Annotated in this window: 23 protein-coding genes, 1 pseudogene and 1 other annotated feature; of the genes and pseudogenes, 2 read left to right on the top strand and 22 right to left on the bottom strand. The window is 40.3% G+C overall.

Annotation, left to right across the window (positions count from 1 at the left end; genetic code table 11):
• Positions 1-91: 91 nt before the first annotated feature.
• The 4 genes and pseudogenes from C6W21_RS01315 to C6W21_RS19425 form a co-directional block, all read right to left on the bottom strand.
• Positions 92-1,252 (bottom strand): competence protein CoiA, encoded by a 1,161-nt coding sequence (locus tag C6W21_RS01315; RefSeq protein ID WP_106049017.1) that lies wholly within the window; start codon positions 1,250-1,252, stop codon positions 92-94.
• Positions 1,253-1,413: 161 nt separating this feature from the next.
• Positions 1,414-2,934, bottom strand: coding sequence for a cardiolipin synthase (cls, locus tag C6W21_RS01310; protein WP_106049016.1), 1,521 nt, complete (start codon positions 2,932-2,934; stop codon positions 1,414-1,416).
• Positions 2,935-3,019: 85 nt separating this feature from the next.
• Complete coding sequence (gene mecA / locus C6W21_RS01305) at positions 3,020-3,685, bottom strand: adaptor protein MecA (protein ID WP_106049015.1); 666 nt, start codon at positions 3,683-3,685, stop codon at positions 3,020-3,022.
• A pseudogene (locus C6W21_RS19425) lies at positions 3,652-3,772 on the bottom strand (hypothetical protein); the annotation flags it as partial. The gene mecA and the pseudogene C6W21_RS19425, both read right to left, overlap by 34 nt.
• A gap of 175 nt (positions 3,773-3,947) precedes the next feature.
• Here C6W21_RS19425 and C6W21_RS01300 point away from each other — a divergent pair.
• Positions 3,948-4,613 carry a TerC family protein gene (locus tag C6W21_RS01300; protein WP_106049014.1) on the top strand — a complete coding sequence of 222 codons (666 nt, stop codon included), beginning with the start codon at positions 3,948-3,950 and terminating at the stop codon, positions 4,611-4,613.
• 39 nt (positions 4,614-4,652) lie between these two features.
• Here the strand turns inward: C6W21_RS01300 and spxA are convergent, their stop codons facing one another.
• The 8 genes from spxA to C6W21_RS01260 form a co-directional block, all read right to left on the bottom strand.
• Positions 4,653-5,048, bottom strand: a complete 396-nt coding sequence (spxA, locus tag C6W21_RS01295) for a transcriptional regulator SpxA (RefSeq protein WP_003211421.1) — start codon at positions 5,046-5,048, stop codon at positions 4,653-4,655.
• A 193-nt stretch (positions 5,049-5,241) separates the two neighbouring features.
• Positions 5,242-5,820, bottom strand: a complete 579-nt coding sequence (locus C6W21_RS01290) for a GNAT family N-acetyltransferase (RefSeq protein ID WP_106049013.1) — start codon at positions 5,818-5,820, stop codon at positions 5,242-5,244.
• Positions 5,821-5,956: 136 nt separating this feature from the next.
• Positions 5,957-6,142 carry a hypothetical protein gene (locus tag C6W21_RS01285; RefSeq protein ID WP_223249504.1) on the bottom strand — a complete coding sequence of 62 codons (186 nt, stop codon included), beginning with the start codon at positions 6,140-6,142 and terminating at the stop codon, positions 5,957-5,959.
• 205 nt (positions 6,143-6,347) lie between these two features.
• Positions 6,348-7,268: an ABC transporter ATP-binding protein gene (locus C6W21_RS01280; protein WP_106049011.1), complete on the bottom strand. Its 921-nt coding sequence runs from the start codon at positions 7,266-7,268 to the stop codon at positions 6,348-6,350.
• A 1-nt stretch (position 7,269) separates the two neighbouring features.
• A complete protein-coding gene (locus C6W21_RS01275; protein ID WP_034663262.1) occupies positions 7,270-8,349 on the bottom strand; it encodes an ABC transporter ATP-binding protein in 1,080 nt (359 codons plus the stop codon).
• 12 nt (positions 8,350-8,361) lie between these two features.
• Positions 8,362-9,279 (bottom strand): ABC transporter permease, encoded by a 918-nt coding sequence (locus tag C6W21_RS01270; protein ID WP_106049010.1) that lies wholly within the window; start codon positions 9,277-9,279, stop codon positions 8,362-8,364.
• A gap of 3 nt (positions 9,280-9,282) precedes the next feature.
• The gene (locus C6W21_RS01265) at positions 9,283-10,227 is read right to left on the bottom strand and encodes an ABC transporter permease (RefSeq protein ID WP_034663268.1); all 945 of its coding nucleotides are present in this window, start codon (positions 10,225-10,227) and stop codon (positions 9,283-9,285) included.
• Between the two features lie 116 nt (positions 10,228-10,343).
• A complete protein-coding gene (locus C6W21_RS01260) occupies positions 10,344-11,981 on the bottom strand; it encodes a peptide ABC transporter substrate-binding protein (protein ID WP_106049009.1) in 1,638 nt (545 codons plus the stop codon).
• A gap of 480 nt (positions 11,982-12,461) precedes the next feature.
• Positions 12,462-12,680: a binding site (T-box leader), on the top strand.
• A gap of 53 nt (positions 12,681-12,733) precedes the next feature.
• Between C6W21_RS01260 and trpS the strand changes: the two genes are divergently transcribed.
• Positions 12,734-13,729 carry a tryptophan--tRNA ligase gene (trpS, locus tag C6W21_RS01255; RefSeq protein WP_106049008.1) on the top strand — a complete coding sequence of 332 codons (996 nt, stop codon included), beginning with the start codon at positions 12,734-12,736 and terminating at the stop codon, positions 13,727-13,729.
• 35 nt (positions 13,730-13,764) lie between these two features.
• Here the strand turns inward: trpS and C6W21_RS01250 are convergent, their stop codons facing one another.
• The 10 genes from C6W21_RS01250 to fabF form a co-directional block, all read right to left on the bottom strand.
• A complete protein-coding gene (locus tag C6W21_RS01250; protein WP_073979845.1) occupies positions 13,765-14,517 on the bottom strand; it encodes a YjbA family protein in 753 nt (250 codons plus the stop codon).
• Between the two features lie 72 nt (positions 14,518-14,589).
• Positions 14,590-15,876: an MFS transporter gene (locus C6W21_RS01245; RefSeq protein WP_223249503.1), complete on the bottom strand. Its 1,287-nt coding sequence runs from the start codon at positions 15,874-15,876 to the stop codon at positions 14,590-14,592.
• A gap of 162 nt (positions 15,877-16,038) precedes the next feature.
• A complete protein-coding gene (locus C6W21_RS01240) occupies positions 16,039-16,791 on the bottom strand; it encodes an SAM-dependent methyltransferase (RefSeq protein ID WP_106049007.1) in 753 nt (250 codons plus the stop codon).
• Between the two features lie 118 nt (positions 16,792-16,909).
• Complete coding sequence (opp4C, locus tag C6W21_RS01235) at positions 16,910-17,809, bottom strand: oligopeptide ABC transporter permease (protein ID WP_106049006.1); 900 nt, start codon at positions 17,807-17,809, stop codon at positions 16,910-16,912.
• A 33-nt stretch (positions 17,810-17,842) separates the two neighbouring features.
• Positions 17,843-18,793 (bottom strand): ABC transporter permease, encoded by a 951-nt coding sequence (locus C6W21_RS01230; protein WP_060595999.1) that lies wholly within the window; start codon positions 18,791-18,793, stop codon positions 17,843-17,845.
• Positions 18,794-18,926: 133 nt separating this feature from the next.
• A complete protein-coding gene (locus tag C6W21_RS01225; RefSeq protein WP_106049005.1) occupies positions 18,927-20,561 on the bottom strand; it encodes a peptide-binding protein in 1,635 nt (544 codons plus the stop codon).
• Between the two features lie 81 nt (positions 20,562-20,642).
• Positions 20,643-21,665, bottom strand: a complete 1,023-nt coding sequence (locus tag C6W21_RS01220) for an ABC transporter ATP-binding protein (protein WP_106049004.1) — start codon at positions 21,663-21,665, stop codon at positions 20,643-20,645.
• Complete coding sequence (locus tag C6W21_RS01215) at positions 21,662-22,642, bottom strand: ABC transporter ATP-binding protein (RefSeq protein ID WP_106049003.1); 981 nt, start codon at positions 22,640-22,642, stop codon at positions 21,662-21,664. Before C6W21_RS01215 ends, C6W21_RS01220 begins: the two co-directional genes overlap by 4 nt.
• Positions 22,643-22,812: 170 nt before the next feature.
• Complete coding sequence (locus tag C6W21_RS01210) at positions 22,813-23,607, bottom strand: DUF2268 domain-containing putative Zn-dependent protease (protein ID WP_106049002.1); 795 nt, start codon at positions 23,605-23,607, stop codon at positions 22,813-22,815.
• Positions 23,608-23,684: 77 nt separating this feature from the next.
• Positions 23,685-24,926 (bottom strand): beta-ketoacyl-ACP synthase II, encoded by a 1,242-nt coding sequence (gene fabF, locus C6W21_RS01205; protein WP_106049001.1) that lies wholly within the window; start codon positions 24,924-24,926, stop codon positions 23,685-23,687.
• Between the last annotated feature and the right edge of the window lie 12 nt (positions 24,927-24,938).

The following is a 24,938-nucleotide window of genomic DNA, read 5'->3' as shown; positions in this document are numbered from 1 at the left end:
ACAGACTAAAAAAATGAGAAAAAAGCGTTTCTTTCTATTCAATCGCAGCACCACCTTTTTCTTATCATGATCAAAGTGGGCATGAAACATGCTAATGAAATAAGAAAGCATCTCGTTTGAACGCTTCATCTACTGTTCGTATTGGCATTTGATTCGACGCTACTTCATAATTACCCTCTTTCGTCATGTGTAAAAACCCTTGTCTGACAAGCGCTTTAACATATGCAGTGATGACCTCTTTTATTTCTTCTATTGAAATATCGCCAAATCGGAGCTTTACTTCTTTCATCTGGACACACCGCTTGATTTCTTTCATCAGCAGTGGAATCGTTACTGGCCTGTTTCCTTTTTTCCTCATTATCCAATCATACAGACACCCCTGCCAGACGTAAACGGGACTTGTGAAGATATACGCTTCTTTCAGCGGGATAAATAATTCAGTTGGCAGAAAAGGAAAAACTGTTTGATGATGCTCATAAAAAACGTCTCTCAACCGTTTGCTTTCATTTGATAAAATGCGAGGAGGCCGCTGCCTAAATTGCTGTATACATCTAAGCCATTGCTTGTAGACTGAACGCTTGCTTGAGGGCGGAGATAGGAGCGCCGAAAGTTCGCGGTATGCTGTTGGCGGTCTGACAGTCATGGCGGCACATATTTTCATTGGTTGAAATACGAGGAGTTGAGCAAGATGAATGAATGTATTCTGAAGCGGACAGTAAAAAATCAGACTCGCTTTCTGTGATTCCCTTAACATTCCCCAATGAATGGAGGAGAAGGAAAAGAGCTGGGCAGATATTCGCTTTAAACGATTTGCCCCTATTACCCATATAGGGATGAGCCCCGCTTCACGGAGACCTGCTGTTCTTTTACGCAGCTCTTGCCGGGTAATATTTGAACATTGATATTCAATTGCATAGCTTGTTCCCCCAATAGAGACGGCCACGTCAGGACGCTGATGAACCTTTGACACATACTTTTCAAGCACCGGTTTATGTCCCAGCTGCTGAAGCCAATTCATCATGGCTTCTTTTCCCGCCTGATGATAAGCCGTTTCGCCTGAGGCTAGAGGACATGCTGTCAGCTGTTTATGTGCAAAATGATAGACACGTTGTTCACCAAGCTTTAATTGCACCTCTTCCCTGCATTCAGGACAATAAAATTTGCATGTCGTTCTTACATGCTCCAGCCGGCTTTTTGATAAATGATGTGTAATTCGAATAAGCTTTCCATTATCCATGATCGCTGTATTCATTCAGCTCGCCCCTTACTCTTTGATGACCGTATTATAGCTTGTTCGTCTATTAGGGAGCGAATAAGCAAAATAAAATTTTATTGTATCAAAACATGATTTTACTGATATTTTCCTGAGGAAAATGAAAAAACCCCCTGATTAAAAGGGGGGAAATACAATCTTTATAGTAATGGTGATAATAATCTTGCTGTGGATTCAAACAGTCTTACCCTTAAAGGTCTCTTTGCAAATTCTTCTGGGACAATTTCATGCGACTGCTCTAAATCACCTAAGAAGTCATTGACGAGCTTCTCTGTGCTTTTCGTTTTATAGAGGAAGGCATTCACTTCAAAATTCAAATGAAAGCTTCTCATATCCATGTTGGCCGTTCCTATCGAAGCCAGCTCGCTATCCACAATGATAAATTTACTATGCATAAAGCCTTGATCATACTCATACACCTTCGCCCCTGCTTCTAAAAGCTCTGGGAAGTATGAACGGGACGCATGGAAGACGATCCGTTTATCTGGATTCTTCGGAGCAATAATCCGTACGTCTACTCCGCTTAATGCAGCAATTTTCAATGCAGACAAAATATCATCATCCGGCACAAAATATGGTGAAGCGATCCAAATAGACTTTTTGGCAGAGATGATCATGGAGAAAAAGAGATTTTTAATGACCTCCCACTGTTTATCAGGACCGCCAGCAATCATTTGTACGCCTTCTGTTGTAATCTCAATGTGGCTGAAATCTTTGAAGTAGTCCACACCTGCGCATCTCTCATTCGTCATATAGTACCAATCCTGCATGAAAATCTGCTGCAGATCACGAACAGCTTCACCCTTAATCATCAAATGCGTGTCACGCCAAAATCCATATTGTCTGCTTCTGCCCATATATTCGTCTCCAATGTTCAGGCCACCGACAAATCCGACTTCTCCATCAATCACGACAATTTTTCGGTGATTTCGGAAATTGATTTTATTATTTAACAGGGGGAGCCTGACTGGTAAAAACGGAACGATCTGAACGCCAGCCTTTTCGAGGTCAGCAATATATTGACGAGAGAGCTTTAAGCTTCCTACATCGTCATATAAAAAGCGGACAATCACGCCATTTTTCGCTTTATCAATTAGAATATTCTTTAATTCTTGCCCAAGGTCATCGTGGCGGAGAATATAATATTCTAGATGAATGTGATGTGTCGCTTTTTTGATTTCTTCAAAAATATGAGAGAATGTTTCTTCTCCATTGGTCAGGACTTTAGAGGACGTGCGATACGTAATAGGGGTATGTCCAAGTCTGTGGGCCAGCTTAAATAAAAGCTGCTGATGATCACCCATATGCGTCATTTTCTCAATCGCTTCTCTATGAATATGTTCATCTTCCTGGATTAACTGTTCGTCCAGAATGGCTTTCTTTTCAAACAGCCGGCGCTTTTTGATATTGCGTCCAAAGAAAATGTAGAACAAAAAGCCGAATAACGGAAAGCTACCAAGCAGGACAAGCCACGTTATCGTTTGAGATGGATTCCGGTTCTCCAAGAATATGACAAACCCGATGAAGATAATCGATAAAGTGAATAGAACACTGACAGAACTTAATACACTTACCGCTAAATCACCGGCAATTAATTGAATGACTAAATAAGCACCTATCGTAATGATAAGAAAAAATAGAACTTTGACTAAATTTCTCATTTCATTTTCTCCTTGCCGATCTCTTTATTTACCTATTCATTCAGATAAAAAAGCCGATTCCTCTATAGAAATCGACTTTTGTTGGTTACGAGAAGTGCTGTTGAATCGTTTCAAGGGCATTTCCTTCGATAATCAGCTGACCGTATTCTTTCAGTCTGTAAATGCTGACCACTGATTCATGAGCATATTCAAGCAAAATGCTGAGCTTATTCTCCACTTGCTCATCTGACAAATCCTCGTGGAAGTCAACATATAGATAATAACGGTTTTCAAACGAATATAAACTTGTGGTAAAATCCTGCATATTTAATTGAGAAAGTGCAATCAAATCTTCAAAGTCATCCATTATCAACACAAATTGAAGTTGAAGTTTTTTGTCCTTCTCATTATGGTCTTCTTGATCCTGCTCTTCTTTTTGAAAATCATCAAGCAGTGCGTCTAGACTTTCTTCGTCTGTTTGATCTTTTTTATCTTCTGGAATCGGCAATTCGAGCTTTTGTCCATCTTTAGAAAGTTGGGCTTTCGTCACGACAATTTCAAGACCTTTGTCAAGTGCCTGCACTTGAATCCAAAGCGGTCCCTCTACTGCAAATTCTTCTTCTTCGTGCACTTCGTCCATTACTTCCCAAAACAGCTCTTCACTGCGCTCACGATTATACCAAATCTCTTCACGGTCAAATCCGCGATCTTCAATATCACCGTAGGAAATATAAAATTTCACTGTATGTTCATTAATTCTTTCAATTTCCATTTTGCCAACCTTCCCTTCTATATAAGATGTTGAAGGGACATACAAGCTCCCAATTAATAGTACTTTACTACACTTTACCCGTTCCGTCTACATGTTAACCGTTTAAAGAATTGAGGTATTACTTCGTACTGTCTATTTTATGATAAAACATGAATAAAAGAAATAAAAACGCATTTTTTGCAGAGAAAACTTGCAGAAACATATATTTGAATTGTCTTCATATATTGGTTGTACGAGCTCTATTAGACATGAGGTGAAATGGATGGAAACAGAGTGGATCGTATCCTTACTGATGATTATTGGCATAGATCTGATTTTAGGCGGAGATAACGCGTTGATCATTGCGATGGCTAGTCGTAGCTTGTCAAATGACAAACGCAATAAAGCCATATGGATCGGCACACTTTTGGCAGTGCTGATGAGAATTACAATGACAGGTGCCGCAGTATATTTATTGACCATCCCTTATTTGCAATTTATCGGCGGGCTTTTTCTCCTTTATATAGGATACAATTTGTTAATTGAACAAAAGAAAGAATCGATTCGCATTAAAAGCAGCGGCTCCCTTTGGCGTGCGGTTCAGACCATTGTGATTGCCGATCTCTTTATGTCACTTGATAATGTGATTGCAGTTGCAGGGGCGGCAAAAGGCAACATGCTGCTGACCGCTTTTGGCCTTATGATTTCAGTACCGATTATTATTTGGGGAAGTAAGCTGATTCATGCCGCTTTAACCAAATTCCCGTTTCTTTTATACGGAGGAAGTGCTCTTTTGGCTTTTACTGGCGGTGAAATGATTGTTCGTGATGTGAAATTGAATGAATTTATGGCTCAGCATGCGACTCTTGAATTCATGCTCCCGTTTTTAACGGTCATAATGGTCATTTTAGCCAGCCTATTTTACGAACAAACGGCTGAAAACAAATAAAAAAAGCTGCCAAATGGTCGGCAGCTTTTCGTTTTTCAATTAGTTAGCAAGTCGCTGAGCTTCTCTTAGTTGGAATGTACGAACCGTTCTTGGAAGGAAACGTCTAATTTCATCTTCATTGTAGCCAACTTGTAGTCTTTTTTCATCCAAGATGATTGGACGTCTTAAAAGACCTGGATGCTCATTGATCAGTTTATACAACTGTTGAAGAGGCATTGTCTCAACATTCACATTTAGCTTTTGGAATACTTTTGAACGTGTAGAGATAATTTCATCTGTACCGTCTTCAGTCATTCGAAGAATTTCTTTGATTTCATCGATTGAAAGAGGCTCAGAAAAGATGTTTCTCTCTTGATACGGAATATTGTGCTCTTCTAACCACGCTCTTGCTTTTCTACATGATGTACAGCTTGGTGATGTGTATAATGTTACCATAAATCTTCACTCCTCAATTTGTAGAATGAATATTGATCTGTATTCTTAAATTAAAATTGTTCTAAATAAGTAATCTTTATAGTGATTATACTATAAAAAAGTAAGTGTGAACAGGTTTTCTTGCAATTTTTGTGACAAAAACTAGACAATTTCATTCATTTTGTGGTGCTGCTTGATGTCTGAACATTCTCATTTAGTCGAGATGATCGAAAATATTTTTTTGTTTTCTATTTTCAATGACCTTCAATACATCATCAACATCCTCATACGACTGCCCATACCATTCTTCATCTTTATACGTATGGATTCGTTCATAGGTCTTCCTCATAGCCTCCATCATTTCTTCCTCATTATCTGTAAGAGGCGACCAATAAAGGATTTCCATGCGGTTCACTTCATTTGTTGCAAGTGACCTGCGTTTATAACCGATTGATTCTGCATGCTTGAAGTGCTCTCTTTGGTAAAACTTTAGGCGTTTCGCAGTATCTGCATCATCTTCATCTACAGGCTCGACCTCAAGCAAGATCGGTTTCTTTTTATCCTTCAGCTTATGAATGAGCTTTGATCCGAGGCCTTCACCTCTTGCATCTCTGGAAACAAATAAATAATCAATAAAGATGAAAGAATCAAATTCGGCGTACATCATTACATGATGAGGTCCTTCCTCCTTATGATAAATATCACTTCTTTCCTTTAATAAAGCTTCCATATGCTCTTTTGACTTCATTTCTTCTATCGGGAAGTATTCACTGAGCTTTTCATACCAATTCATGGATCCGCTCCTTATGATATCGTTAAGAACCACTTCCTTAAATATTCCCTATTTCCTGCTATTTAAACGCCTGTACTAGTAAGACGCAGCAAAGCCTTCACTAGTTTCACTTTTTTTCAAACAACAGAAAAAAGTTTTATATCGAACGGTCCATGAGTAGTTGAAAACAGACAAACAGGATGAGTGTCATCGCTATGTGAAACATGATGAAATAAAGATACTTCATGCGCCGTCCTTCCTGCTTCTGATTGCTTGTCTTTCGGTTAAGCATATATTCCACTGAAAAAGACACAATGCCAATGAGCACCATAAACACGAGCATCCACTGTCCTCCATTTGATTTCCTCAAAAAAGACGTTGAAAAAAGCATGAATACGATCAGAAAATGAAACAATGAGTAGCGAACGTCATCCATATCGCATCTGATTTCCTCCTAGAACCTACTTGTTGTTAACTAGAAATTACCATCATCTTGTTTTTTTGTAAAATAAAAAAAGAAGCACTGACGCAGCAGTGCTTCTTTCTTCTTATGATTGTTTTGCCTGAAGCTCTTTGAATTCTTCCTCTGTGCAGCTCACAAAGTGACCTGGCTTCACCTCACGGAACTCGGTGTTTGTTCCTTTGTGAACAGATGGATCATACTTGATTCGTTTACGGTTACGCTCATAATCAGGATCTGGAAGCGGAATCGCAGATAGTAATGATTTTGTATATGGATGAAGCGGATTTTCGTATAATTCATTCGCTGGTGCCAGCTCAACCAACTTTCCGAAATACATCACGCCAATACGATCGCTGATGTATTTTACCATAGAGAGGTCATGGGCAATGAATAAGTACGTTAAGCCTTTTTCTTCTTGAAGCTCTTTCATTAAGTTGACGACCTGCGCTTGGATCGACACATCTAATGCAGAGATTGGTTCATCGGCGATGATAAAATCTGGTTCAACTGCTAATGCACGGGCAATCCCGATACGCTGCCTTTGACCACCAGAGAATTCATGCGGGTATCTGTTTGCATGCTCTTTGTTCAAGCCAACGGTTTCAAGCAATTGGTACACACGCTCTTTACGCGCTTGCTTTGTTTTCGCAAGACCATGAATGTCGATGCCTTCTGCAATGATGTCAAGCACTGTCATTCTAGGGTTCAGTGAGGCATATGGATCTTGGAAGATCATCTGCATTTGACGGTTGAACTCAAGCATTTTTTGTCTTGATTTCTTCCCGTGTACACTTTCCCCTTTATAAAGAACCTCGCCATCTGACGCATCATAAAGTCTAATGATGGATCGGCCCGTAGTGGATTTACCACATCCAGACTCCCCTACAAGGCCAAGTGTTTCGCCTTTGTAAATATCAAATGAAACGCCGTCAACTGCTTTCACAGTTCCTCTTGCTGTATGGAAATGCTGCTTCAAATTTTTGATTTCTAACAGTTTTTCTGCCATGCTATTCACCCTCTTTTACTAATACAGGTTTTTCGTAGCTACCTTCTAGTTCACGCATTCTCGCCTTTACAGAAGCAGGTGGTTCAACTTTAGGTGCATTTGGATGAAGTAGCCATGATTTCACATAATGCGTATCTGATACTTTGAACATTGGCGGTTCTTGTTCAAAGTCAATTTTCATTGCATAATCGCTTCGAAGTGCAAATGCATCTCCTTTCGGCGGGTTTGTCAGATCTGGCGGTGTTCCTGGGATTGCAGTCAGCTTTCCTTCATCTCCGCCATCTGTGTCAAGGCTCGGCATTGATGCTAAAAGTCCCCACGTATATGGATGTTTTGGGTTGTAGAAAATTTCATCAACAGTCCCTGTCTCCACAATCTGTCCTGCATACATAACGGCTACACGATCAGCGACGTTGGCGACAACACCTAGATCATGCGTAATAAAGATAATAGATGTTTCCACCTTTTGCTGAATTTCTTTCATTAATTCTAAAATTTGCGCCTGAATCGTTACATCTAGTGCTGTCGTCGGCTCATCGGCAATCAATAGCTTCGGATCTGCTGCGAGTGCCATCGCAATGACAACCCTTTGTCTCATCCCGCCACTAAATTCGTGTGGGTATTGCTTGATTCTTTTTTCAGGCATTGCAATTCCAACAAGTTCCAGTAATTCAATGGCTCTTTTTTCAGCCGCTTCTTTTGAAATTTGTTCGTGCTTGAACAGTACTTCTGTAATTTGTTTCCCGACCTTCATCGTTGGATTCAAAGAAGTCATTGGATCCTGGAAGATCATTGAGATGTCTTTTCCTCGAATGGTTTGCATTTGTTTTTCAGTTTTCTTGACAATGTCTTGCCCATCAAACAGGATCTGTCCGCGCTTGAAATAACCCGGCGGCATTGGTATTAACCTCATGATGGCCTGTGATGTCACACTTTTACCAGAGCCAGATTCACCCACAATAGCAAGTGTCTCGCCTTTATTTAAGTGGAAGTTCACACCACGAATGGCTTGAACTTCTCCACCATATGTTTTAAATGAGATTGCAAGGTCTTTCACCTCTAGAATACGTTCACGTTCCATCCTAATCACTCCTTATTTACGCAACTTCGGATCTAAAGCGTCTCTTAGTCCGTCTCCAACCACGTTAAAACCAAACATTGTTATACAGATAAATGCGGCTGGGAACCATAATCTCCACGGGTAGTACGTCATGGCCGGAATTCCATCAGACGCCATCGTTCCCCAGCTCGCTAATGGAGCCGGTACACCAAGTCCTAGATAGCTTAAGAATGCCTCCGTGAAAATAGCTGAAGGAATGGTGAGTGTCATTGTGACAAGAATTGGTCCCATTGAGTTTGGAATTAAGTGTTTAAATAAAAGTCTAGATGTTTTCGCACCTAATGTTTGTGCAGCAAGAACGTACTCTTGACTCTTTAATTGTAGAACCTGTCCCCGAACGATACGTGCCATGTTTATCCAGCCTACGACGGTCATGGCGAGGATAATCGTTAATAATCCTTTTGGCAGAACAACCATCATTAAGATGACCATTAGAAGTGTTGGAATTGCCCATAAAACGTCAGCAATACGCATCATCACTTCATCTGTACGGCCGCCTTTGAATGCTGCAATACTTCCCCAAATAATCCCTATGATTACGTCAAGAATAGCTGCAGCAAGACCGATGAAGATCGAAATTCTTGCCCCGACCCATGTACGGACAAACATGTCACGTCCTAAATCATCTGTACCGAACCAGTGCTCTTTTGAAGGCGGCTGGTCTGCATTCAGTAAATCAGTCGTTGAGTAATCATACTTAGAAAAAATCGGAACAAAGATGGCCAGCATCACAATAATAAAAATGATTGTGAGTCCTACCATTGCAAGTTTATTTGCACGGAAGCGAAGCATAGCATCCTTCCATAAAGATAGACTAGGTTTAGAAATTTTTTCAGATTCTGCTGCGTCAGCTGTCGCAGGAACAAATAAATCTTTTCTCATCTCTTCCATGTGTTAGACCCCTTTCTTCGCCTTCGTCAGTTTAATTCTAGGATCGATAATACCGTAGAGGACGTCAACGACTAGAATACTGATTAATAGAATAATACTGTAGAAGACTGTGACACCCATGATGACTGTGTAATCACGGTTTGTAATACTTGTGACAAAGTGAGAGCCTAATCCAGGAATACCGAAAATCTTCTCCACGACAAAACTACCTGTTAACACTGAAGCAGCCATTGGTCCCATATATGTAATGACAGGTAACAATGCGTTTCGAATTGCGTGTTTAATCGTTACAGCTGATTTCGTTAATCCTTTCGCTCTAGCCGTTCTAATGTAGTCACTGTTTAGAACTTCAAGCATACTTGACCGTGCAAGTCTAGCGATAAATGCCATAGGCATGAAGGAAAGTGCAATAGAAGGTAGTACGGTGCTGGCCCAAGACTCCCATCCTGCAACTGGGAAAATCGCTATAACGCTTGCCTCAGATGCAAATACATATTGTAGTAGTGCAGCTAAAATGAAACTTGGAACTGAAATTCCAAAGATCGTTAAAATGGCAATCGTATAGTCCTGCCACTTGTTATGATAGAGCGCTGCAAGGACCCCAAACAATACACCAAATGCTAATGCGAGGAGAATTGCCTCAATTCCGAGGGTAAAGGAAACGGGGAATCCAGAACTGATTAAGTCATTTACAGTTTGTCCTTTATATTTAAATGAGGGACCAAAATCTAATTTTGCAACTGAACCTAAGTAGTTTACATATTGAACAAATAAGGGCTTGTCCAACCCGTAGTGCTCGTTTAGGTTTGCTTCAATTTCAGCAGGAAGTTTCTTCTCACCAGAGAATGGACCACCCGGTGCTGCCTGCATGAGAAAGAAAGTTGCAGTTACAATAACAAACAGTGTGATTAAAATATATATTAATCGCTTACCGATATATTTAAGCAACGGAATTGCACCTCCATGATTTTACAACATTTTCTCTAATCAGCAAGAAAGGTATATGGAGAGACATCCTCCATATACCTTAAGATCCTTGCCGTAGATCTCTTATACTATAATTCTTACTTTTCGAAATGTGCCCATTTGTATTGTGCATCACCTAGTCCAGATACAACCACACCTTTTAGTTTTGGATCTTGTACCCAAAGCTGAGTGTAGAAGTAAATTGGTGCTATAGGCATATCGTTGATGATAATTTCTTCTGCTTTTTTCAGCATTTCTTCACGTTTCGTTTTATCTGTTTCTTTCGCAGAATCATTCAACAATTGTTTGTACTCTTTGCTTTCCCATCCAGTGTCGTTGTTTCCACCGTCTTTATCTTTGTAAAGCTCAAGGAAGTTCACTGGATCGTTGAAGTCACCTAACCAGCCCATACGTCCAATTTGGTAATCTCCACTATGAAGTTTATCGATATAAACGTTCCACTCAGAGTTATCAAGTTCAACTTTTAAGCCTAAGTCTTTTTTCCACATTTCTTGAATTGCTTGCGCAATCTTTTGGTGAGCTTCATCTGTATTGTAAGAAAGTTTCAATGCTGGAAGATCAGAAACTGACTTATAACCTAATTCTTTCACACCTTTTTCAAGAAATTCTTTCGCAGTTGCTACATCATGATCTTTGAAGTATCCAGTTTTGTTGTCCTCGAAACCTTCCATTGTTGGAGGAACGATTGCCATTGCTGGAACTTGTTCACCTTGCGTAATTTTGTCAACAATCGCTTGACGATTGATTGAGTAAGCAAGTGCCTTACGGATGTTTGCATTGTTTAAAGGTTTTACTTCAGTGTTAAATTTATAATTATAAACACCTGCAATCGTCTGGATCTTAAGATTGCCTTTATTTTTCAATGATTTTAGAGACTCAGTAGGAAGGTTTCCAGTTGGAGAACCAGCCCAGTCAAGCTCGCCTTTTTCAAACATGCTAAGCTCAGTGTTTGTATCTTTGATCATAGACATGTTAATCTTTTTCAATTTCACAGTATCTTTATCCCAGTATTCATTGTTCTTTTCAAGCGTGATTGAACCACCATGTTTCCATTTAGTAAGAGCAAATGGTCCGTTAGATACGTAGTTTTCACCAGCATTTGTGTACCAGTTTTTATTCTTTTCAGCCACTTTTTTGTTGACTGGCATATACGTATAGAATGCAGTTAGTTCAGTAAAGAACGGTGTTGGGTTCTCTAGCTCAACTACAAGCGTTTTGTCGTCTTTTGCTTTAATGCCAACATCAGCAACTTTCGCTTTCCCTTTGTTCGCTGCTTCAGCACCTTTAATATAGTAAAGCTGGTAAGCATATTGAGATTCATTTTTAGGATCTAATGCCCATTTCCAAGCATATTCGAAATCTTCTGCTTTAACAGGGTCACCATTAGACCATTTTGCATCACGAAGTGTGAATGTGTATGTTTTACCATCAGCACTTGTTTTGATATCAGAAGCCATTGCATTTTCAGGCTTTCCTTCAGCGTTAATTCTTGTTAATCCCTCAAAAGTCTGACGGATGACACTTCCTGAAGTTGAATCATTTGCCAATCCCGGATGTAGAGAAAAAGGCTCAGTGGAGATATTCACATTTAATGTTGTTTTAGCCTCTCCAGAACTGCTATTGCTGTCGCCTGATTTGTTTCCGCTGAAACCACAAGCGCTTAATACAAGTGTGAAAATAAGCATTAAAGTAACAACAGACCAACGCTTTTTCAACTGTATTCCCCCTTATAATATGTTTTAGTTCAAAGGTCTCGATAGAAGATGAGATTCAGATTTAAGAAATAGCGTAAAAAAGTCCCTAAATAGCTTACTTTCTATTTCTTTTGTTTTTTCTGAATTTTCACTATGTAAAGAGCCTAGCACAAACGTGTGAACAAATTAATTATAATGAATAGAATAATTTATTGCAATATCAATTTCATATATTTTTAAAAAACGTAAATGGGGATAAAGAGGGATTTTTATAAACTAAAGTCTCAATCACTTCAACAAATTAAAGCGTAAATTGATTAAAATAATTTAACAAATTCAGCTAGAATAATGTTTTATACATATAATTAATCATCCTTTTTTAAAAAATTCTAACAGATAGTTAGTATTTTATCTAAAATTTTAAGTGTCAAACGACATGATGAGAAGGTCACATGGGGCTTCGTGACTTTTTTATGGTCATCCTTTATAATAGATAGACATACTGTTGCGATGAAAAAGAAGAGTACATATATTCACTATTTACAGAGAGTCTGCGGCTGGTGGGAGCAGATAATGGCATGTATGGAATGGGCTTTGGAGCAGCTAACCGAACACTTTTAGAAGTAAGTAGGCTTAGACGGAGCAGTCTCCGATATCAACGTCTTGAGTGATTTCTTTGTGAAATAACAAGGGTGGTACCACGGTTCATTCGTCCCTTTTCTGTTGAAAAGTGACGGGTGGGCCTTTTTATATTGAAGAAAAGAGGTTTTAGTATGACAAAGAAGACAATTTTTTCTGGCATTCAGCCGAGCGGTTCTGTGACTTTAGGGAACTATATTGGGGCAATGAAGCAATTTGTCGATTTGCAGCATTATTATCATGGCTATTTTTGTGTAGTCGATCAGCATGCGATTACAGTGAGTCAGGACCGGCTAGCGCTTCGCCAAAATATTAGAAGCTTAGCAGCTCTTTATTTAGCCGTTGGACTTGATCCAGAGAAGGCGACATTGTTTATTCAATCAGAGGTACCTGCTCACGCCCAGGCAGGATGGATGCTGCAATGTGTTGCTTATATTGGGGAATTAGAAAGAATGACCCAATTCAAGGATAAATCCGCTGGTAAGGAAGCGGTTGTTTCAGGCCTATTAACGTATCCCCCATTAATGGCTGGCGATATCTTATTATATGGTACTGATTTAGTCCCTGTTGGAGAAGACCAAAAGCAGCATCTTGAATTGACTAGAACGCTTGCTGAACGTTTTAACCGAAAATACAATGACATCTTCACTGTACCTGAAGTGAAAATTCCAAAAGAAGGCGCTCGGATTATGTCTTTAACAGATCCAACGAAAAAGATGAGCAAATCCGATCCGAACCAAAAATCCTTCATTACCTTATTAGATGAACCAAAGCAGCTTGAAAAGAAAATTAAAAGTGCTGTGACGGATTCTGAAGGCATCGTCAAGTATAACAAAGAGAACAAGCCTGGCATTGCTAACTTGCTGACGATTTATTCTGTATTAGGTAACATATCGATTGCAGAGCTGGAGCAAAAGTACGAAGGCAAAGGGTATGGTGAGTTTAAAGGAGATCTTGCGAACGTTGTCGTTGATGCTTTAAAACCAATTCAAGATCGATACTATGAACTCATTGAATCAGACGAGCTTGACCGCATTCTAGACGAAGGTGCTGAAAAAGCAAACCGCGCAGCAAACAAAATGCTGAAAAAAATGGAGAATGCGATGGGTCTTGGCAGAAAGCGCAAATAAAAAAAGCTTGCAGCACATCAAGCTGCAAGCTTTTTCTAATTCACCTTTGATTCGTTTTCCATTTCCCAAAGCTTTTCAAAAAACGGCTGTCCTTTAATCATTTTTTCACAGAATGCTAAATGATTCTCTGACCACCCATCAATCGTTTCATTGTAAAGCATGTTCCAAATCTCTTCGAATGACATTCGTTTGATTTGGTTGTACATGCGCGGGTTCCATTCTGTATACCAATACGCAATTTCCGCCCTGTTTTGGAGCCCTTTTAATTGATCGAGCGCCATAAACATTAGCTGCTTCAGCTGTCTTTCTTTTCTCGTTAATCCGCTGATATGTTGCGGCGGCAGTGATAGAATGTGGTACTCCTTCGTCGATTCAAGGCTGCCCTTAGAGAATTCATATTCCTCTGCCTTCACATCTTTCACCATTTCATACACCAATTGCTCCTGCCTTGGAATCAAACGGCTTTTTCTCACAGGAATGGAATACCCAATCGTATCCACGGCAATGATTCGAATGCCGTCTGTGACCACAAAGCAATACTCTAATTTACGCCGTTCATGATTTTTTCGAATATATGATTTCTCAAATACAGATTCTAGCAGCGTCTTTGGCAGCTCTGAAAGATCGTTCTCTATGTAATCAAACAAAGGACTCTGCACCTTGAGTAAAGGCACTTGATCTAACAGCTCAACACTGTCCTCCTTGCGCCACTCATGAAAATGACACACATTGTAGCCATTTTCTTCCCCTTCAAACCAATTCACCCATACGTCATGAAGAAATAACATAACCAATCCCTCACTTTTTAAAAACTGTTGTCCACAGTATGGGCAAGGGATAGAGAAATTATTCCAACTTTATTAAACTTCAAGCTGTGTAGCAGTTGAAGTGTCTTTATTTTTTTTCGTTACAGTTAATAAGGCCGCAAAACCTTTCATTCGCATTGACAATAAACTGATAGCCAACAATACTCCGCCGGAAATGGCAGTAATCCATATAACACCAATATATTTAGAAAAAATACCGGCGATGATTAAACCGAGGATGATACCAAAATTAGAAAACATTTGTAAAATGGACATCGCACGTCCTCTATAGGCATTTGGAGTAAGCCCAAGAAATAAACTGCTAATCGGTACATTCAAGAAAGCGTTCATTAATCCTATACCAAACATCCAAATATAGACTGGTGGTAATCCATATAGTGTTTCTAAAAACTCAATCGGTAGGATGGCCGTCATCCAAAGCCCCATAAAGATCGTCGTGGTGATTAAGATATAGCCTGGTTTTAATTTACCTAACAAATATGGACCTAAAATGGAACCAATAACCGCACCGATCCCTGAAAATGCTTCAATCATTCCAAAATGAAAACCTGTGACTTGAAACTCGTGCAGCAAAATGGAGTTTGATGTTGTGTTAAAAATACCAGCGATAAACATTACTTGTGTTAATAAAATGATTAAAAAAGCAAGCGGTGCTGATTGAAATACAACCTTCAATCCTAGTTTGATCGCCGTCCATTGTTTTTCTTTAGATGATGAGGAAATCTCTTCTTCTTTTTTATTTTTCTTTTTCACAAGTACAGCCGTTAACAAAATCAAACATGCGGATAGACTATAAGAAAGAATATCGATCATGAGCAGTATAGTTGGAGAGAAAAAAAGAAGCAACAGCCCTGCAATACCAGGTCCCGCAATTTGCATAACAGAATAAATACTCTGTGAAACGCCCATTGCCTCTGTAATATTTTTCTCCCCTACTACAACCGGGATATAAGAGGAACGCGCTGGATAAAAAAAAGCACTTCCTATACCTGATAAAAAAACAAGAATAATTACATAAACTGGGTGGTTTATACTAAAGATCATCCCTATTAATATGAGAGCTCGAAATAAATCGGCAGCTATCATGATATGATGTTTTTTAAAATGGTCTGCCGCAACACCACCAATTAATCCGAAAAAAAACATAGGTGAATATTGACAAAACAAGACAAATCCAATTAATAAAGGATCATCGGAAGTGGTTCCAACAATATAAAGGATGACAATAGTGGTCAGACCGTCCCCAAAACGGGAAATCAGTTGCGCTAAACAAAAGGTTAAAAATCGCGGCTGTTTCAGGATAGCGATCAATAAAATCAACCTCTCTATCTTCTCTTCTATTGAATTATTTTACGTAAGAAAGTGCGTGTTCTTTCACACGCACTTTACAGAATAAATATAAATGATTCGTTTTCTATAGACAGTTATTTTGGTACGATGATGATTACGTTTGTTTTCATATGACTCACCCCCTTTAATGCTTTATTTAGTGCATAAAAGTATCGTGTTGTGAGCTTCTACGGTATAATGATTACCTTCAAAATCTCCATAAATTTGTTGGACGATAAAACCAATATCTTTTAACATATTTGTGATTTCAGAGACACTGTATAACCTCATCGTAATAACATGTCTGGTTGTTTTGTATTTCACTATTCTTGTTTGCTCTATCTTAATGGTGCTGTTTACAATGTCTAACTGTCTTCTTTCTAAAGCATAGCCTGTCTCTTCGTCACCAAACCAAATAAGAGGATGGAAATATTTTACTATAAATTCTCTATTTGCAAGATGGAGAAGAAAAGTTCCGCCTTCTTTTAAACATGCATACATGGTTCTAAGCATTTTCATGTTTTCCTCATCTGACATATAGACAATGGACGTTTCCATATTAAGCACAACATCATACGTTCTAGGAGGCTGAAAGTCTCTTCCGTCTGCTAAAAAAGTTGTCACTCGGTGATTTGAAACTTCTTCAATATGCGCCAAAAAATCCTGATTGAGGTCTAGTCCATCTACCTGATATCCTTCTTCCCAAAGTTTAAGGAGATGTCTTCCATGCCCGCAACAAAAATCTAATATGTGCGGATGATCATAAGTTTGAAGGATTTTTCTGCGAATGAAATCAATTTCTACATCGACATTACGAGATAAAAGATGTGAGTAAATCTCTTTATACTGAGCACCAAAGAAATCTGTGCCTTCATCTGAAATTGGTGTTTCCACTTTAGCAGACAATTAGGAGCTCTCCTCTCAATCTCTTTATTTATTGTAAATCTATGGTACCATGCAAAAATACCTTTTTCAACCTTTTTTGTTATAAAAATACATATTTTTGCTACTTAAGTATTGAGATTCACTTCAGCTTTTTAGGATCAAGCGCATCTCTCAGCCCATCTCCTAAGAAATTAAAGCATAAAACGGTCAGCAATATCAGTAAACCAGGGAAGAGCGGATACCACCACGCTTGCACCATAATCGAGAAGTTTTGTGCATCTTGCAGCATGTTGCCCCAGCTTGCTGTTGGCGGCTGTATGCCAAACCCTAGATAGCTCAGCGTTGATTCGGCTAAAATGACGGAACCTACTTTCAGTGTAGCTGACACGATAATAGGACCGATACAGTTCGGTAAAATATGCGAAAAGATGATGACATGGTTTTTCGTTCCAATGGTTCTCGCCGCGAGTACGAATTCTCTTGTTCGAAGTGATAAGAATTCACTGCGGATGAGTCTCGCGGTTGTTGTCCAGCCGGTCAAAGCAAAGATTAAAATCAATTTATCAATGCCCGGTCTGAAAATGGTGACGAGCGTAATCAATAGAAAAATGTCTGGAATCGACAATACCACATCAACAAATCTCATCAAGACAGAATCAACCAATCCTTTGAAATACCCCGCTACCGCTCCGACCACAGTGCCAATGGTGATCGCCCCGACCACTGAGACGAAGCCAACTAACAGAGAGACCCTTGCGCCATAAAGCACCCTTGAGAAAATATCTCGGCCAAACTTGTCAGTTCCCATCAAATGCTCAGCACTTGGCGGCTGGAGCCGCTTCAATAAATCTTGCTGCTCTGGTGCATATGGAGCGACCACTGGAGCGAAAATGGCTGAAAAGATAATGACCAATAAGATCACGGAGCCGGCAACCGCCAGTTTATTTTTGAAAAATTTCTCACAAAATAAACGCAGCATCGTCTCTGGCTTTGGCGGAAGACCCTCTTTTAATTTGAGATCAACAGGAGGTGTTCCCATATTAGGCTGTGCCAATTGTGCTTCAGCTCCCTTCTAATATTCAATACGCGGATCAACGATCGCATATAGAATATCCGCTATTAAATTTCCAACCACCACGAGCACTGCGGAAATAACAGTCATCGCCATAATGACCGGATAATCTCTCGAAAAGGCAGAATCGATGAACAGCTTTCCAAGCCCTGGCCAAGTGAAAATTTGTTCCACCACGACTGCGCCGCCAATAAAGGATGGAACCATCAATCCGAAAATCGTAATGACAGGCATGAGGCCGTTTCTTAATCCGTGCTTGAAAATGACTTTGTTTTCTCGAAAGCCTTTCGCTCTTGCGGTGCGAATGTAATCCTGCCTCATGACATCAAGCATACTCGACCTTGTGTACCGGGTGAGCCCTGCCATATCAGCAGTTGCTAAAACAAAGGCTGGTAAAATGATATGATGGAGCCGGTCAAACACATTAAAATCGGCATTTAAGGTAGAGACACCGCCTGTCGGGAACCATCCTAAATTCACAGATAAAACCATAATCAGAATGAGTCCAAACCAAAAGTTCGGAATAGCCAGTCCGATAAAAGATGTAACCGTAATGCCATAGTCTAGCTTTGTATATGGACGTTTTGCTGAAAGAACACCAAATGGGATGGCGATGATTAGGGCGACTAATGTAGAAAAGATCATGAGGATGAGGGTATTTGGCAGCCGGGCAAAAATCAAATCAGCCACGGGCGTCCCCTTTTTAACAATGGAGGTGCCAAAGTCACCTTGAAGCATATTGCCAAGCCATTTCATATATTGCACATATTCAGGATCGTTCAAGCCGTACTTATCAATGAAGGCCTCCCGGTCTGCGGCACTAATGGTTGGGTCCATCATGAGTGACATCGGATCGCCTGGTGCTGCTTTCATAATGGCGAAGGACAAAATGGTAATCCCAAATAAGATGGGAATGGAAAGCAGTGTCCTTCTAATGATATATGTAACCATATGCACAACTCCTTTTTCATCGGATTGCCATACTGTGATGAAAAAGGGCTAAAATGGTCTTTATTTTAGCCCTTTGTCTTTTTTGTTGTCTTCACGCTGAAAGGGGAAAACCCTCCTCTTTTTCATTAGCAGCCTACTGTTCAATCCACCATTTCTCGATTTTGTAATACTCATCTTTCGGATGATAAGAGTAGCCTTGTAGGTTAGATGGCATCGCGCGATGTGAGTTGGCATAATAAAGGAACGTATATGGCTGATCTTCTGCGATCAGTTCATAAATTTTTTCATATGCCTTTGAATATTCTTTTCGATCGCTTAAGTTCTTAGCATCCACTAACAGCTTATCGACCTCCTCATTTTTATACCAGATGTTATTCAAGCCTTTTTCTGACTGGCTTGAGTGGAAGATGCTGAATTGATCAGGGAATGTGGCAAGGCTCCAGCCGAGCAGCAGCGCATCATAATCCCACTTAGGCGGTGTCGTCTGCTCAATGAGTGCACTGAATTCCACAATTTGCGGCTTCGCTTCCACACCAACTTCTTTGAGCTGTTGCTGGACAACGACAGCGATATCTTCACGAACTTTATTTCCTTGATTGGTCTTGATGACAAAGGAGAATTTTTTTCCATCCTTATCAAGATAGCCATCTCCATCTGTATCCTCCCAGCCCTCTTCTTTCAGCATCTTTTTCGCTTTTTCTTGATCAAACTCAAATACTGGAACACTATCATTCTTCGGATAGTTCCATGACAGCGGACTTTCTGGAATGTTGGCTACTTTGCCGTCTCCATCCAACACTTGATCGACAATCGTTTGGCGATCAATGGCATGTGTCAGCGCTTGGCGGACCTTTTTACTTTTAAAGAGATCATTTTTCTGGTTCCAGCCAATGTATGAATAATTGAGCCCTAGATCAGATTCAATTTTAATGTTGCTGACTTTTTCAGCCGTTTGCAGCTCTGCTCCCGGTACAGCAAAGAAATCAATATCACCTGCTGACAGCTGGGCAATCGCTGCATTCTGATCAGGAATGGTTTTAATCGTGACGGTATCAAGGTATGGACGCCCATCCCAATAATCGTCAAAGGCCTCTAGTTTAACGTAGTCCCCTTCTTTCCACTCAGCAAATTTAAATGGACCTGAACCGATTGGTTTTTTTCGGTTAAATTCATTTTCACCGAGATCCTTTACAGGCACATCACCTAAAATATGCTTAGGCAAAATGCCATAGCTTCCTAGTGTGACATTATAGAAATAGGGATCTTTTTTATTGAGCTTGAATTCGATTGAGTAATCCCCTGTCTTTTTAACTGAATCTAATACTTCAAAGCCTGATCCGCGCTCTCCATTGTAGTCCTTATTGATCGGAATGCTGTATGTAAACACAACATCATCAGCCGTCAATTCTTCACCATCATGAAACTTTACGCCTTTTTTAATGGTCACATCAAACTGCTTGCCGTCATCAGATTCTTTAATATCCTCTGCCAGCGATAGTTGAGGGTTTAGCTTTCCGTCCGTTTGAAGTAAAAAGCTGTAGATTCTTTCCTCAATATCAGAGCTTGCCACGTCTGTTGAATACAGCGAATTAAATAATGTTGGTTCTGCAATGGAACCGATCACAAGATCACCACCTTGTACAGGTTTACCAGTGGATTTCTTTTCACTTTCTCCAGAGGTTTTATTTCCACTAGAGCAAGCCGCAAGCATGAGTGTAAAGATCAGTAGTAAACTGATCAAAATGGACTTTCTATTTCTACCTTTCATATACAATTCCCCCTATCTTTTTTAGAAATGATACAGATGCCGCTTCATCCCCCCTCTCAAAGATGAAATCATCCAAGCTGATTAAGCGTCGTAGAGGTGGCAGGCAACGAAGTGGTTTGTTTTTAATTCCTGAAATGCTGGTATTTTTTCTTTACAGATTTCCTTCGCATACGGGCATCTTGTGTGAAATACGCAGCCTTTTGGCGGATTTGCAGGACTTGGCAGATCGCCTTGAAGCATGATCCGTTCTCTTTTGATCTGACCCTTTTTACGGGTAACAGGAACAGAAGAAAGCAGTGCCTGTGTATATGGATGGAGCGGTTCATCATACAGGTTGTGCTTATCGGCAAGTTCCATCATTTTGCCGAGATACATCACGCCGACTCTATCACTAATGTGCCTGACCACACTTAAATCGTGAGAGATAAATAGATATGTCAGGTCAAATTCCTCCTGAAGCTCCTCCATCAGATTAATCACCTGCGCCTGAATGGATACATCAAGTGCTGATACCGGCTCATCTGCGATGATCATTTCTGGATTCATGGCAAGCGCACGAGCGATGCCGATTCGCTGCCTCTGCCCGCCAGAAAATTCGTGAGGGTAACGATTTGCAAAGCTTGGATGAAGTCCCACCTTTGATAAAAGCTGTTCTACTTTTTCATTTCTTTCTTTTAAGGAATATAAGTGATGTGTTTTGTAGGGTTCTTTGATGATGCTTCGAAGAGTTTTTCTAGGGTTGAGTGATGCAAAGGGATCTTGAAAAACCATTTGGATGTTTTTTCGTGTTGATTGTCTTAGCTTTGATTCTGATACGCGGGAGATGTCTTGCCCTTTAAAAAAGATTTGACCGTCAGTTGGCTCATATAAGCGAATCATTGTCCGGCCTAGTGTAGATTTACCGCATCCTGACTCCCCAACAATGCCTAACGTTTCACCTTTATAAATCTTCAAGTCTATGCCGTCAACAGCTTTGACTGCACCGACTTTCTTCTGAAAGACGCCTGCTTTAATCGGAAAATGTTTTCGAATATGTTTCAGTTCAAGGATGGTTTCTTTCTCTGTTAGATCTGTTGGCTGTGGTTGATTTTGAGCAAGGGTCATGTTTGGTCTGCCTCCTCATATAAGAAGCATCTGACGCTTCTGCCATTTTCAAATGTCCTCAGCTTAGGCAACTCTCCTAGGCAGCGCTCCTTCACATTCGGGCATCTAGGAGCAAATCGGCAGCCGGCCGGAAGCTGATCTGGCGCAGGGACATTCCCTTTGATCGCTGCTAGCGGCTGTATGTCTCCGTCAATGACAGGAATCGATTCAAGCAGCCCTTCTGTGTAAGGATGAAGCGGCTGATCAAATAATTCTTCGACGGTCCCATTTTCAACAACCTGTCCGCAGTACATGACAATCACTCGATCTGCCACTTCAGATACGACACCTAAATCATGAGTTATGAGAAGAATCGATGTACCAAATGTCGAGCATAAATCTTTCATCAATGTGAGCACCTGGGCTTGAATCGTTACATCTAGGGCAGTTGTCGGTTCATCTGCAATGAGAAGCTTCGGATCGCAGCTTAGCGCAGTGGCAATCATCACTCTTTGCCGCATGCCGCCTGATAAACGGTGCGGGTAATCTTTGATGATTTGTTCCGGTCTGGAAAAACCAACAAGCTTCAGCAGCTCAATCGCTTTTTTAGTCGCTTCTTTTTTTGAAAGTTTTTTGTGATAGATGAGAATTTCTGTAATTTGCTCCCCGATGGTTAGGACGGGATTAAGTGAGGTCATCGGTTCCTGAAAGATCATAGAGACGTCATTACCACGAATGCTGCATAATTCCTTTTCACTATATGTAACTAGATCCTTGCCCTCAAGCTTGATGGAACCGTCCATAATTTTTCCACCAGTGCCGTTAATCAACCCCATAATGGATAAGGACGTAATACTTTTACCAGATCCAGACTCACCGACTAATGCGACAGTTTCTCCTCTATTGATGCTGAAATCAACGCCATCAACAGCGGGTATCGGTTCTTTTTTTCGAAAAAAATATGTTTTTAAGTTTTGCACTTCAAGCAGCGTGGTCATTTATTCGCCCCTTTCTCCATGAATCAATAGAATCGAATTGGAAAATTCAGTTTTTTTAGAATAAAAAGAATGATCAAAATTTATATTTGTATATTATTACATTGTTATGGCGAAATCAAGAAGAATTTAGTAAATTTGTAATATGTCTCTTTTTATGTGAATTATTCACTTTATGAGTCTATCGCTTTTAAAAAAGTTTCCGACGGCTCTGCAATCATAGACTCCTCACTGATTCGGTGCTCACTGAAATACTTTTTCACGATATAAAACCCAGTGGCGTAACCAAGCATTTTGGGGTAGTTCCCTTTTCCATAAAGGAGGTTCTGTATCAGTCTTTCGTCATCCTGCACTTTTTGATCAAGATGACTGGATACCCATTTCTGATACATGCGCTGAAGCTGCGTTTCGTCATAGAGAGTGGTCCATTTGGCTGTATAGCTTTCTCCGTACCTATGATACACAGCATATTCAGCGAGCCCTTCCATCATGATTGTATCAAGGAATGTAAAATCTTTTTCTTCTTTCGTGAGAAAATACAACCTGCATACATGGTGATATTCATGAGTCAGCAATGTACCGATACGTTCTTTCGGAGTATTTGGCGACAAAAAGAGAAAGACCTTGTCATCAAATGCCATGCCGGATTGATAATAAAATTGCTCTCTAATTTCTTTGCTGCTCTCATTGACTGGCAAAATAAAGACAGGAATGTCAGGGCCTTTCCACTGCTTTTGCAGCGCCCGGTATTCTTTCATGACGAGCTGGAAGTACCCCTTTTCTTTGAGCTTGTCGATCATGTCTTTGCATGATCTAAAAGACCGAATCATTCCGTGATAATGCAGGTGGGAGAGAATAGAGGACCATTCTTTTTCCTCTGCCCCTTTAAAATAAGGAACAAAGCGTGACGCAAGCTCCTGAAATGATGATGATTGATGAATGAGATATTGTGTATTGACTAGACCCATACCGCTAAACACCTCCATTTTCATCATATGCAAAAAAGCGGCGATCTGTTTATGGATCGCCGCCTTCTTAGGAAATATTACGCTTCGTATTTTTTAAAGATAATTGTCGCATTATGTCCACCAAAGCCAAGTGAGTTACTTAGAGCCACTTGTACTTCTTTTGAACGTGCTTCATTTGCCACATAATCAAGATCACATTCTTCATCCGGTGTTACAAGGTTAATGGTTGGAGGAATGACGCTGTCTTTAATCGCAAGAATAGAGAAAATGGCTTCTACTCCGCCTGCTGCGCCAAGTAAGTGACCTGTCATTGATTTTGTCGAACTGATGGCAAGCTGATTCGCATGCTCTCCGAACACTTCTTTAATGGCCATTGTTTCAAATTTATCATTGTAAGGTGTGCTTGTTCCGTGGGCATTGATATAATCAATTTCTTCCACAGACAACCCAGCATCTCGAATCGCTTCTTTCATTGCGCGGACGCCGCCTTCTCCGTTTGGAGCTGGTGCTGTAATATGATAGGCATCACCAGTTGAACCATATCCAACGATTTCTGCATAAATCGTCGCACCACGTTTTAACGCATGCTCAAGTTCTTCAAGAACGATAACTCCTGCACCCTCACCCATAACAAATCCGTCACGGTTTTTGTCAAATGGACGGCTTGCTGTCTCTGGATCAGGATTTGTCGAAAGGGCTTTGTTCGCACAGAAACCTGCAAACGACATTTTTGTTAACGGCGCTTCTGTTCCGCCTGTGATCATCGCATCTGCATCTCCGCGCTGAATGACTTTAAATGCATCACCAATTGAGTTTGTACCTGTTGCACATGCTGTCACAGTACAAGAGTTAACCCCTTTTGCGCCAAGTGCAATTGAAATTTGGCCTGTTGCCATATCTGGAATCATCATTGGGACGAAGAATGGGCTTACGCGTCTTGCCCCTTTATTTGAATACACTTCAAACTGCTCTTCAAATGTTTCAAGACCGCCAATACCAGACCCAACCCATACACCAACACGCGGTGCGATTTCATCTGTGATTTCAAGACGTGAATCTTCTAGCGCCTTTTGAGCAGCAACGACTGCATATTGCGTGAAGCGTGCCATTTTTCGCGCTTCTTTTTTCTCCATGTAATCTTCAATGTTAAAATCTTTTAGTTCTGCAGCTACTTTTGCGGTATATTCACTTGAATCGACACGTGTGATTGGTCCAACTCCTGATACACCTGCTACAGCATTTTTCCATGTTGACTCTACATCGTTGCCAAGAGGTGTCAAAGCACCTAATCCTGTAACAACTACTCGTTTTTTATCCATTAATTTGTGCAC

This window comes from Bacillus sp. NMCN1 (assembly GCF_002998085.1).
Lineage (GTDB): Bacteria > Bacillota > Bacilli > Bacillales > Bacillaceae > Bacillus.
This window is presented reverse-complemented; position numbering and strand designations above follow the sequence as displayed.